Below are 12059 nucleotides of genomic sequence, written 5' to 3'. Positions count from 1 at the left end.
TTCCATTAGAAAAGAGGGTAAGGAATGAACGATAAATCCAAATTCGCAATATGTCTTCTGATGGCAACGGGACTAGTTCTGACTTCAAACGGTATTTTTACATCTAAGTCATTTGCGGCTAATGCTGTGCTCGCTGATCAGGAAACAAATAAACAAGCAAAGGAGGAGCTTGATATTTTTGAAAGCGCATCCAAATCAAACACTAATCTGATAGGCTGGCAAGTGAAAGGAAAAGGTGGATTAGAGGATACTTCAGAAGGAATCTTGCTGACTTCGCAGCCTAAAGAAAATGTAATGGCCATCTCAGAGTCGGTGTCCGATGATTTTATCTATGAAGCTGACGTCATGATCAGGGATACGAAGGCAGATGCCACATTGTTGTTTCGTTCTAATGAGGATGGCTTTAGCTCGTACATGCTGCAAATCGTTCCGGACGCTGGTCTGATCCGGTTAAGAGATGCAACAAATGGAGATGGGAAATTAAAGGAGGAGCGTAAAGTTTCTGTTGAAATGGGGCAAATCTATCATCTCAAAGTGAAGGCAGTGGGGTCCTCGTTAAAAGTATATTGGGGCAATCAATATAAACCATTAATTGATGTTCAAGACATTTCTTATCAAAGCGGAAAACTTGGACTCCATGTATGGGATGGATCTGCCTTGTTTTCGAACATCGTGGTGAGCGATCTGAAAGGTAATTTGGGTACAGTGCTTGCTAGCAAGGGAAAATGGCAGCCTGATATCAACGGAAAAAGAGGGACTGTAGAACAGGAGAGCAAAGCACAGCAAATCTATAATAAAGAGGCGACTGATATGGTGTATGAAGGGAATATTACCCTTCGTCCTGATTCTATTGCAGCTCTCGCATTTCGATCTTCAACCGATGGAACCGAAGGATATGAAGCTACTCTTACGAAGGAAGCAGATCAGGTCCGTGTAAGTTTGACGAATACAAAAGGAACCGTAATTGCAAGTTCGCAACGTACTTATCCGAGTCAGATGGGAGCCAAACATCATGTGGAAATCAAGGCAAAGGGAGATCGAATTCAGGTCTTCCTGGATGGATACACTACGGCCGCAATTGACGCGAAAGATTCAACCTACAGGAGTGGAAGTACTGGAATCGTCGTAAAAAAGGGGACGGCTTACTTCCAGGATACTTATGTGACAGAACTGAGCCAATATTACAATGAGATATATCGTCCACAATATCACTACACGCCAATACGTGGTTCAGCGAGTGATCCGAATGGACTTGTCTACTTCGAAGGAGAATATCATCTCTTCCATCAGGATGGAGGAACATGGGCGCATGCGGTAAGTAAAGATATGCTGAACTGGAAACGGCTTCCGATTGCACTTCCCTGGAATGATCACGGACATGTCTGGTCTGGGTCGGCTGTTGCGGATATGACAAATGCATCTGGTTTATTCGGAGATTCAGGAGGCAAGGGCCTTATTGCATACTATACTTCCTTTAATCCGGATAGCCCGAATGGGAACCAGCGTATAGGTCTGGCTTACAGTAAAGACCAAGGTCGTACTTGGGAGTATTCGAAGGAACGCCCGATTGTGATCGAGAACCCAGGTAAGAGCGGAAATGAAGCTGGGAATTGGGATTTCCGCGATCCGAAAGTAATCCGTGATGATGAGAACAACCGCTGGGTTATGGTTGTGTCCGGAGGAGATCATATTCGTTTCTACACGTCAACGAATTTTCTTGACTGGACATTGACAGATAATTGGGGATATGGGGATTACATCCGTGGAGGTGTATGGGAATGCCCTGATTTGTTCCAACTTCCGGTAGACGGAACATCACAGAAGAAGTGGGTTATGATGATCAGTACAGGAGCGAATCCCAAAACAGGCGGATCAGATGCCGAGTATTTTATCGGTCATTTAACAGCTGATGGTAAATTCGTGAACGATAATCCGGCGGGTAAGGTGTTAAGAACAGATTTTGGTAAAGAATTTTACGCTTCGATGTCTTTCGCTAATATGCCTGATCATCGCACAGTGATGATGGCGTGGATGACGAATTGGGACTATCCGTTTGCTTTCCCAACGTCCAATTGGAAAGGTGAACTAACCATTCCGAGAGAAGTTTCATTGGTAACAACCAAAGATGGAATTCGGATGGTGCAAAGTCCAATCAAAGAATTGGAATCACTACGTAAACCTTTGTACTCTGCTTCTAACAAGTCGGTGAGCCCTTCTTCCGGGAATCTGTTAAAAGGTATTATTTCAGGTGCTTACGAAATTGAAGCTGAAATTGAAATCCCTGAAACCAGCACAGTGACCGAGTTTGGCTTTAACATTCGTGAGGGTGCAGATCAGAAGACGGTCGTGGGTTATAAGGCAAGCGATAGTCATATGTTTGTGGACCGAACTGCATCCGGTGAAACGGATTTTTCTAACCTTTTCAGTAAGAAACATGAAGCGCCTACGCAAATGGAGAATAACCGGATCAAGATGCGTATTCTTGTGGATGAGTCTTCTGTTGAGGCCTTTGGTAACAACGGCAAAGTCGTCTTTTCAGATGTTATATTTCCGGATCCCGCCAGTAGAGCGATGAGTTTTTACGTGAAAGGTGGGAATGTGAACGTTGTTTCCTTGAAAGTGCATCAACTTCAATCTGTCTGGAATGAGAACATTCCTTCAAAAGCTCAAATAAAGATGGATACGAGGGTTCGGGAACTGGGGGTAGGCGAGTCGGATACACTGCAGGCGATGGTAGAGTATGGCCAAGGTCTAGGCGTTCAACCGCTTAAGTGGAATTCCAGTAATAACGACGTAATAACCATAGACTTGGTAGACAACTCACACGCAGTTATTAAGGCGAAAAAAGAAGGGAAGTCCACGATCACTGTATCTACTCCGAATGGTAAAACTTCCACTAGTGTGCTCGTTAAAGTCACAGGCGGCGAGTTCCGGACAAACCTGAGTGGATGGACTAAAGATCTGTCTGCTGCTTCATGGTTAGTTAGTGAACATGGAATTCGTGGTAAATATTTTAGCGATGCGAATTATATTGCCAAAGAGAAGGCTGGGAATTTTACGTATGAAGCAGACATGATGCTCGGTGAAACAGGAGGGGCAGGTTCTATTTTGTTCAGGGCTAGCGAGGATGGTCGCAGTGGTTATTATCTGAATCTAGACCCTAACATGAAGGCAATCCGTCTGTTCTACAAAATCAATGGAGGATTTGAAGAACGGCAGGTTCTTGCAAAAGTACCCACTTTCATTCAGCCAGGTCAAACGTATAAGGTGAAAATAGAAGCGAATGGTCCGCATATTGTCGTTCACGTGGACAGTCAAAAAGTCATAGATATCATGGATGGTACTTTTGCAGAAGGCCACTTTGGACTCCATGTATTTGGCGGCTCCGCATCTTACCAGAACGTCAATGTGAGCAACGGTGAACCTGCAAACCTCACCAAGTCCAGCCTTGTAAATGCCGAAACACAAAAATCCATTTATACCGTGAACCTTGTCAACGGGGAGCCGGTTACCTTACAAGATGCAAGTGCAGCTTCCGTCCAGAAGTGGGTATTTGTTCCGACAGGCGACAAAGCAGGTTCGTATTCGATTCGTACTACGGCCGGTCAGACGCTTGATCTGGATATAGGACAAAACAAACTTCAGCTATATCATTACTTAGGGTATAACAACCAGCGGTGGGTCCTTCACCAGAACAAAGACGGATCAGTTCATATTACTTCATCTCATCATCAAAAAGCATTAGAAGTATCGGAAGATGGAACCGAACTCTTCCTAAGTGAACTGAATCCATCACTTGATCGACAAAAATGGGTATTAACAAAATAATCAAAATTTATTCCATGATGGCGTATCTCATAGATATTCCAATAAAGAAGTGTCGCGTGTCAGGAACATTGTTCAATTCAAGTCGCTATTATAGCGGCTTTTTTTGTTTTAATCTTATCCCAAGCCAAGGACAGGTTTTATTGAAGTAGCAGAGGTTCGATGGCTATCGCGATGCGGATTCGTAAGCTTTCAGTTGGATCTTTGAGTTTCACACCCAGGAGTTTTTCACACTTTTCCAGTCGATACACCACGGTATTTCGATGAACGAAAAGTTGCTTGGATGTTTCGACTAGCTGGCATTGTGTATCGTAAAAAGCATTCAAGGTGCGCAGCAACTCTTTTTTTTCATGTTCGTCTGCAATGTGCAGCAATCCGTTTAAGGTCGCGTCGTAAAATTGTTTCAGTTCGTTGTGGGGAAGCATATGGAATAAATATCCGATGTCCTTGGCTTGATAAGATTGGACGAATTGCTTTCGTTTTAGCCAGTAGCCGAATTGCAATGCATTAACCGCTTCTGTATAAGAATGACGAACGCCAAGTACATTTGATGCAGGTTTGCCAATGCCGATAGACAGACTCAGTCCAGTCTCATGATGCAGCTCTTTAAGCATTCCTGACAGCTGCTCGGTGATTTTCGCCTCATCCCACCCACACTCAGGGATAGATAACAGAAGACAGTAGGTATCATGTTTGGTAAACATGACGAAGGAATGATCTAACCCACCAAAAACACGTTTGATGTGCTCGTATTGCTCCTCTTGCCCCGTGATATTATCTCCTTTCGGAAACGCCGAACCTTCGTGATTAGGAAATCTTTGATGCATGTGATGCACCTCGTCATTACGCATGGTCAGCACGACACTTGCACGCCCCTTGATAAGTCCGCATCTCTTGCCGCGGTTCAGCGCCTCCTGCTCAGAAGTGATATATCCCTCAATCAGATCGGAAAAAAATTCGTTTTTGTGCCTGCGGGAGCGCTCTTTGACAGCCTGTGATTTGGTCAGCTCCATTCCAATGACGTTGGAGGCCTGCTCAAGCGTCAGACCAAAAAGGCCAGTCCATTCATCCGGAGAATGAAAGGATAACAAATAGCCTTCGTGGCGGTAAGTTTTCACCGGATATATTAACATGCAGCAACGCTCTCGGACTGATGTGTTGATGAAGCACAACGAAGTAGGACTAGAAATATCGGACAAGTCTTGAAGTGTATTTACAGCGGCTGCAGTGAGTTCAGCAATACTTGTATTCTGGCTGGAAGCGGAGATGGTTTGCCATTTGTAGTTTAACAGGATGACTGGGGATGAGAACAGTTTGGACAGGGAATCGATAATGCTGGAAATTCCTTTGCCACGCATGATCATCTCGGAGAATTTTTTGTGGATGCTGAGTGCATATTGAAGTTCGTCACTCTTGTTATTCAGAATCACACTGGTCGATCGCTGCAAAATTTCGCCGAGGGATAGACGGACATCGGAAATTTCGATGATGGGAAATTCGTTCTTGTCCGCCTCCCAAAGTATTTCATCAGGGATCGGCAATTCAAAGCGCTTGGTTTTGATAGCCAACCCCGAGCAATGAAGACGCTGCATGTCTCTGATTAGATGAATAAACATCTCTGGCTGCTGCTTCATGAAAAAGCCGTTGGTCAGCAAGAGCTCGTTCGGCCTTAGAAAGCGAATGATATCCGGACAGTCCATAATATTGACCGTTTGAACCTCACGTACTAGACCCTTATGCCCCGTAATCACTCTGGCATCATCGTAAATGCCGTTTTTCAGCAAATCTGTCAGCAGCACATCGACCCATCCCTTTCTGGAACAAGTTATTTTATTGTTAAGTAATATAACACTACGATCATGTGGAGTAAATATCTTTGGTTTGATCATCCAAGATTGCTAATTATTTTTATCCTTTTCATCCAATGATTTCTCATAAGGAGTGAATTATGCTTAAAGTGTTTCTTGCGTGTAATAAAAGCGTACATGAACGGAGGATGTAATGATTGATCTACTTATCACGGATATGGTAATTTCCGGGGATGAAAGGCGAATGGATGTCGGGATATCCTCAGGCAAGATTGCATTTGTCACGCCGTGCGGGGAAAGCAAAACCGAAGCGTCTCGTGTAGTGCAGGGCAAAGGGGGCTTATTGCTGCCCGGATTCGTCGAACCGCATATTCATTTGGAAAAAGCATATTTGCTGGATTCCATGGATCGGGAGGCGGAGTCTCTCCAGGACGCAATTCGGATAACATCCAAACTGAAAAGTTCGTTCACGATGGAGGACATGTACCGGCGCTCGCTGGTTGTCATTCGAGAAGCCGTCAGGAATGGCGTAACCCATATGCGTTGCCATGCAGAGGTTGATCCGGTTCTTGGACTCAGAGCTGTCGAATCTGCTCTTCGTCTCAAACAATCCTTAAAACATCAACTGGATTTACAGGTAGTTGCCTTTCCGCAAGAAGGGGTGTATAAGAGTCCGGGGACTGCTGAGCTGATGGAAGAAGCCATTCGTATGGGAGCCGATGTGATTGGAGGAATCACGTATCAGGATGCAGACCTGAGGGAGCACTTGGATTTTGCATTTGGTCTGGCAGGGAAGTACGGAAAACCGCTGGATTTTCACGCGGATTTTTCGGTCGATTCCAACGACCGTGCCGTTGTGGAAATTGCAAAAAGGACAATTGCTGCAGGAATGCAGGGGCATGTCGCGGCCGGACATGTAACCTCGCTCGGTTCCCTCCCTGAACACGAAGCTTTGGTTATCGGAGAACTTCTGTGTCATGCCGGGATCAGCATCATTACGTTGCCGATGACGGACCTCTTTTTGAATGGAAGAGAAGGCCCAGAAGGACATCATAGAGGTCTCACTCCCGTGAAACTGCTACAGGATTGTGGAGTGAATGTGGCAATTGGCGTCAATAATGTGCGCAACCCATTCACGCCGTTTGGCAAGGCAGACCCGATTGAGGCTGCCTGGCTATTGGCGATTACTTCGTACATGGGCAGCAAACGAGATGCGCTCATCTTGACCAACATGCTGACGCATAACGCGGCACAGGCGTTAGGCATTGATAATTATGGCATTAGGGTCGGCGCTCCGGCTGATATGGTATTGTTCCGAGAGCGGTCGGAAAGGGAAGTTCTGCTTAATAAACCGGAGGCCCGCACAGTTTGGAAATCGGGATTACAGGTAGCTTGTACTGACTCAAAACCTTTGGAATTACCATAGTCGTCGGAAGATATCGAAAAAATTTGATTATGATGTAAGGGGATGGAGTCATGGAGAAAGGGTTAACACTTGTAAAAAATGTCAAATGGTCGGAAAACCTGTTTGATCTAACGATTGATCAAGCAACTGGACTTATTGTCAGCATTGAGTCTGCAGGAACGGATGCGGATCTCACATCTGTAAATATTTCCGGTAGGGCGACAACCGTCATTGATGCGGATGGGCTCCACTATGTACCACCAATGGCAGATATGCATACCCATCTGGACAAGCATTTTATTGGGGAGCCGTGGAAGTCTTTGCAGCCGTTTGTCACACTGCCCGGCCAGTTGGAATTTGAGAAAAGCATGTTGAGAGAACTACCGACCGGGGCGGGAGAACGTGCGAAACGATTGTTGGATTTAATGCTTGCCCAAGGTACAACGGCAATCCGCACACACGTTGACGTGGATCCGCAAATTGGCCTCTCTCATCTTGAGGAGATCTTGGAAGTGCGTGAGATGTACCAAGGACGCATCGATATGGAAATTGTGGCGTTCCCCCAGCAAGGCCTGCTTCGATCTGACTCCGTTTCCGTTATGCGGCAAGCGCTTCGTGCTGGAGCTGACTATGTTGGTGGTGTGGATCCGGCCGGACTGGACCGCCGGGTGGATGCCAGTCTGGAAACCATGTTTGAACTTGCGACAGAATTCTCTGCGGGCATCGACTTGCATCTGCATGACCCGAGTCATCTCGGAATATACACGATCAGCCGCTTCGCCGAACTGACAGAACAAGCCGGTATGTCCGGCCGTACCGCGGTAAGCCATGCCTATTGTTTGGGCCAGGTTGGGGAAACGGAGGTGCGCTCACTCGCAGAAAGGTTGTGTGCGACCGGCGTAGCCATCATGACGAGTGTGCCCATTGACAGGCCTATGCCCCCCATCAAATTGTTGATGGAAACGGGAGTGTCCGTGCATATCGGTTCCGATAACATTTTGGATTCGTGGAGCCCATTCGGAAATGGCGATATGCTCTCCCGTGGGTCACGTCTCGCTGAAGCATCCGGTTGGGTGGAAGACTTCTGGCTGTTAGAAACGTACAAGCTTATATCCAATGCGCCATTAACTCCAAAAGTGGGTGAACGAGGCACTTTCTCGTTGGTAAATGCCATAAATGCGATGCATGCGTTGGCTGCAGCACCTCCACGCGAAGCTGTATTTTCGGGTGGTGTGCTTGTTGGTGGTCGAATGTTTCCGAACAGCAGACAGATGGCAGCCATCCATTCGTAACAATCTTTAATATACATGAAGCAGCGCATCCTTTTTCAGGTGCGTTGCTTTTTGGCATGAAAAGGCTGATCACATGACGTATAAAACGTTGCTTAATGCAGTGTATGTCAAAAAACATTACACCTAAATTGAGATAGGCTTTTCTTTTGGTGTAACAATCCAAATGAAATCATTTTTTTTAGTGAATCACACCAATGACTGAGGCTTACTTACATCGTATTATTCATATAAGAACAATTTTAAGTCACATAAACTGACATTAATAGAACAGGAGGGATATTGGAGGAGTTACACAAACCAAACATCATTGTTACGAACAGGGGGAGAGAGACATGCGTCGAGGTTTCCATGCAAACCGCATCCAAAACATTAGAAAGCATGGGCTGTTATTGGTCATGATTTTGCCAGGCATCGTCTATCTGTTCATCAACAATTACTTGCCCATGTTCGGCATTGTAATTGCGTTCAAAGATATCAATTTTGCAAAAGGAATCTGGGGAAGTGACTGGGTAGGCTTCGATAATTTCGCCTACCTGTTCCAAACGCAGGATGCTTGGGTGATTACCCGTAACACGTTACTCTACAACGGCGCATTTATCGTGCTTGGAACAGTGCTCTCCATAGCTGTGGCTGTATTGTTGAACGAGGTAAAGAAGCGATTCGCCTCCCGACTGTACCAAAGCATCATTTTGCTGCCCTATCTGATCTCAATGGTTATTGTCGCTTACTTGGTTCTGGCATTGCTCAACGAGGAAAACGGATTCGTCAACCATTACGTGCTTCCTTTGCTGGGGATTGACCCCGTGTCGTGGTATGCGGATTCCGGTAAATGGCCCTTTATATTAAGTGTCGTATATCTGTGGAAAAACGTCGGTTATACATGCATTGTTTATCTGGCCTCAATCGTAGGCATCAGCCAAGAATATTATGAATCCGCTACGCTGGACGGAGCATCCAAGTGGAGGCAAGTCTGGAGCATTACCCTTCCTCTGCTTAAACCCACGATGGTCATTATGGTGCTTCTTGCAGTGGGACGCATCTTCAATTCCGATTTCGGATTGTTCTATCAGGTTCCGCTGAATTCGGGTGCACTGCAAACGACTACCGATGTCATTGACACATACGTTTATCGTGGATTGATGACTTTTGGGGATTTTGGAATGTCATCCGCTGCCGGACTGTACCAGTCCATTGTCGGTTTTCTGTTAGTATTAACGACCAATGCGATCGTTCGTCGCAAAAACCGGGATTTGGCGCTGTTTTAGCTAAGGGGGAGGACAACATGTATTCAAATAGGATATATCAAATGGCTGTTCACCTTGTGCTCATCATGATGGGAATCGCTGCAGTGTTTCCGTTTATACTTCTGATATCCGCTTCCCTAACCGAGGAACAAGCCATTATCAGGGATGGTTATCGTTTGTTACCGGCTCAATTCAGCTTCGATGCTTATGTGTATCTGTTTAATCAATATTCGTTGATTCTGCGGTCGTATGGAATTACGACGTTCATCACGGTCGTGGGCACAATCGTTGGATTGTTGATTACAACCCTGGTCGCTTATCCGCTATCCAGAAATGTGCTTCCATTTCGTTCGTTCCTGTCATTCTTCGTATTTTTCACCCTGCTTTTCAATGGGGGGCTGGTGCCCATGTACCTGGTTTATACGGACCTCTTCCATTTGAAAGATACCATCTGGTCGCTAATCATCCCGAATTTACTGACCAACGGGTTCTACATTTTGTTGATGCGCAGTTTCTTTTCCACATCCATTCCCGGCGAAGTCGTGGAGTCAGCCTATGTGGATGGAGCCAACGAATGGGTTATTTATTGCAAAATCGTTCTCCCGCTTGCTCTCCCAAGCCTGGCAACCATTGGTCTGATGCTCATGATTTCGTATTGGAACGATTGGTTTAACGGTTTGATCTTCATCAATGATGGAAGCCTCTACAGCATTCAAAACCTGCTTAATCGAATGTTGTCTGATGTCCAGTACTTGCAGCAAAACAGTTTGTCTGGCCAGACGGCTGTTGTCTCATCCGTACCTCTCGGCAGTGTGAGAATGGCTATTGCCGTAATCGGCGTGTTGCCACTGATCGCAGCGTATCCGTTTTTCCAGAAATTCTTCGTCAAGGGATTGACCATTGGTGCCGTAAAAGGTTAGTCATGCTTCGTATCCAAGATGTCTCATCCAAAAGCAAACATGGGGAGTGAATGAAGATGTTCAGAAAAAGATTGCCTGCGGGTTTCTTGAGGGTAATGTCCTTAATTTGTGCGGCCCCTCTATTGTTGACGGCATGCGGAAATCCAGATAGTAAGGAGGGAGCAGAACCTGGGAAAGCTTCAGCAACAGACATGTATGAAGTGGTCATGACGTATCCGGCTTTTGGTGATGTAACGGATGTTAAGGAAATTCAGGAAGCCATCAGTGATATTACAGCGGAAAAGGTAGGCGCCACCGTGAAGCTCTTGCCTGTTAATGGATCGAACTATGCCAATCAAATGAACTTGATGCTGGCGGGCAGCGAGAAACTGGATCTGGTGTATACCAGCGTTTGGTTCGGCCTTGAATCCCAAATCGGCAGGGGACAGTTACTGCCCATGGACGAATCGTTGAATGAATTTGGTAAAAAGATACTGGAGGCTGTTCCGGAGGAAGCCGCAGAAGCCGGGAAGATGAATGGCGAAACATATGGCGTTTCCAGCATTAAAGCTTGGGCACTTTCTCCCAGTTTTGTGATGGATAAAGAGCTTGCCGATAAGCATGATATTGACCTTAACGCCATAAAAACCTGGAATGATATCTCTGCTGTATTGCAGCTTATCAAGGACAATGAGCCGGGTGTCACGCCGATTGTCAGCTATACCTCCCAGGAAACACCCGGACAAGCCATGCTGAATTATGATCCATTGGGAACAGCACCTGGCGTACTGGATTTTGGCGGGGAGGACTTCACCGTGCAGAATCTTTTTGCGACTTCTCGGTTCTCCACAATGGCTGACCTGATGCGTGATTGGTATCAAAAAGGTTATTTCAGCAAAGACGTCGCAACGTCACAGGAAACGGGGTCCAATCTGATCAAGGCAGGCAAAGCCTTCTCGTATATCCGGAATATCAATGAGTGTTACTCGGAATCACTTGCGGCTGGGACTGAACTTGTATGCGTACCCCTTGAGGACTCGTATATGACGCGTAATAGCGTAGCTTCGAACATGATGTCTTTGGCAAGGAACAGTGAGCAGCCGGATAAGGCGATTCAAGTATTGGAACTGTTTTACTCGGACGAAGCAGTCATTAATCTGTTTACCAATGGAATTGAGGGCAAGCATTATGTTAAGCAGGATAATGACCTGATTGGCAAGCCGGAAGGTGTCACTGCAACAGGATACGATTCAAACCAATATGCCGTGGGCAACAATTTCCTGTCCTATATATGGGAAGGGAATGACCCTGACATGTGGAAGCAGTTGAGGGGCGAAAACGAGAGTGCCGTAAAATCAAGGGCGATGGGTTTCAGCTTCGACATCAATCCGGTCAAAACACAAATTACCTCGGTGGCCAACGTCCAAAACCAGTATGATGCAGGCTTTCAGACAGGAACTTTTGACCCGTCAGAACTGGGTGCTTATCTCGACAAACTAAAGAATGCAGGCGTAGAGAAAATATTGACGGAGAAGCAAAACCAGTTAAACCAATGGCTTGAGAATAAATAGAAGGAGCTGATCACG

General features: G+C 45.9%; 7 protein-coding genes. 6 read left to right on the top strand and 1 reads right to left on the bottom strand.

The features are described 5' to 3' along the window. The first annotated feature begins 24 nt into the window (after window positions 1-24). The gene (locus tag MKX68_RS25255) at window positions 25-3828 is read left to right on the top strand and encodes a GH32 C-terminal domain-containing protein (protein ID WP_340914489.1); all 3804 of its coding nucleotides are present in this window, start codon (window positions 25-27) and stop codon (window positions 3826-3828) included. 137 nt (window positions 3829-3965) lie between these two features. Here MKX68_RS25255 and MKX68_RS25250 read toward each other — a convergent pair whose 3' ends face one another. Then, window positions 3966-5624 carry a PucR family transcriptional regulator gene (locus tag MKX68_RS25250; RefSeq protein ID WP_340914487.1) on the bottom strand — a complete coding sequence of 553 codons (1659 nt, stop codon included), beginning with the start codon at window positions 5622-5624 and terminating at the stop codon, window positions 3966-3968. Window positions 5625-5826: 202 nt separating this feature from the next. Here MKX68_RS25250 and MKX68_RS25245 point away from each other — a divergent pair, with 202 nt between their 5' ends. The 5 genes from MKX68_RS25245 (at window position 5827) to MKX68_RS25225 (ending at window position 12044) form a co-directional block, all read left to right on the top strand. Continuing rightward, window positions 5827-7059 carry an amidohydrolase family protein gene (locus tag MKX68_RS25245; RefSeq protein ID WP_340914485.1) on the top strand — a complete coding sequence of 411 codons (1233 nt, stop codon included), beginning with the start codon at window positions 5827-5829 and terminating at the stop codon, window positions 7057-7059. Between the two features lie 50 nt (window positions 7060-7109). Next, window positions 7110-8330, top strand: coding sequence for an amidohydrolase family protein (locus MKX68_RS25240; RefSeq protein ID WP_340914483.1), 1221 nt, complete (start codon window positions 7110-7112; stop codon window positions 8328-8330). A gap of 332 nt (window positions 8331-8662) precedes the next feature. After that, on the top strand, window positions 8663-9595 hold the full coding sequence (locus MKX68_RS25235; RefSeq protein ID WP_036615375.1) for an ABC transporter permease: 933 nt from the start codon (window positions 8663-8665) through the stop codon (window positions 9593-9595). Between the two features lie 17 nt (window positions 9596-9612). Continuing rightward, entirely contained in the window at window positions 9613-10494 is an 882-nt protein-coding gene (locus MKX68_RS25230; RefSeq protein WP_338586959.1) for a carbohydrate ABC transporter permease, read from the top strand. A gap of 191 nt (window positions 10495-10685) precedes the next feature. Further along, window positions 10686-12044 carry an ABC transporter substrate-binding protein gene (locus MKX68_RS25225; protein ID WP_340914480.1) on the top strand — a complete coding sequence of 453 codons (1359 nt, stop codon included), beginning with the start codon at window positions 10686-10688 and terminating at the stop codon, window positions 12042-12044. Window positions 12045-12059 lie beyond the last annotated feature (15 nt).

The sequence above is a fragment of the Paenibacillus sp. FSL M8-0212 genome (genome assembly GCF_038004645.1).
GTDB lineage: Bacteria > Bacillota > Bacilli > Paenibacillales > Paenibacillaceae > Paenibacillus.
This window is presented reverse-complemented; position numbering and strand designations above follow the sequence as displayed.